Source organism: Herbaspirillum sp. RV1423 (genome assembly GCF_000577615.1).
Lineage (GTDB): Bacteria > Pseudomonadota > Gammaproteobacteria > Burkholderiales > Burkholderiaceae_D > Herbaspirillum.
This window is the reverse complement of sequence record NZ_CBXX010000100.1, coordinates 1-400: the sequence shown is the minus strand read 5'-3', so window position 1 is coordinate 400 and position 400 is coordinate 1. Positions and strand designations below refer to the sequence as shown.

Annotated in this window: 1 pseudogene; it reads right to left on the bottom strand. The window is 63.0% G+C overall.

The window, feature by feature from the left end:
* A pseudogene (locus tag RV1423_RS28270) lies at positions 1–400 on the bottom strand (type IV secretion protein Rhs); the annotation flags it as partial.

Genomic DNA, 400 nt, shown 5'->3' with positions numbered 1-400 from the left:
GGTACGTGATGGTGTTGATGCGGCCGTTGGCGTCATAGGTGGCGCTGTTGGTGTAGGCCGTGTCGATTGTGGTCGTTGTGCTGCTGCCGCGGCCCAGGCTGTCGTAGGTATTGGTCTTGAGGTAGCCGTTGTCGGCCGTCGAACTGCACAGCTTGCCGATGCCCTTGGCGCAGTTGTCGTAGCTCCAGGTACTCGTCAGGTCGGCTTCGGCGCGGCTGGTCATGCGGCCCAGCTTGTCGTACGCCATGCTGGTGACCTGCCCCTTGGCGTCGGTCTGCCTGGTCAGTTCGCCGAAGGCGTTGTACTCATAGGTCCAGGTGCCCATGTCGGGGTCGACCATTTGCGTCTTGCGGCCGCGCAGGTCGTAGCTCAGGCTGACGATGTTGCCTTGGGGGTCGGT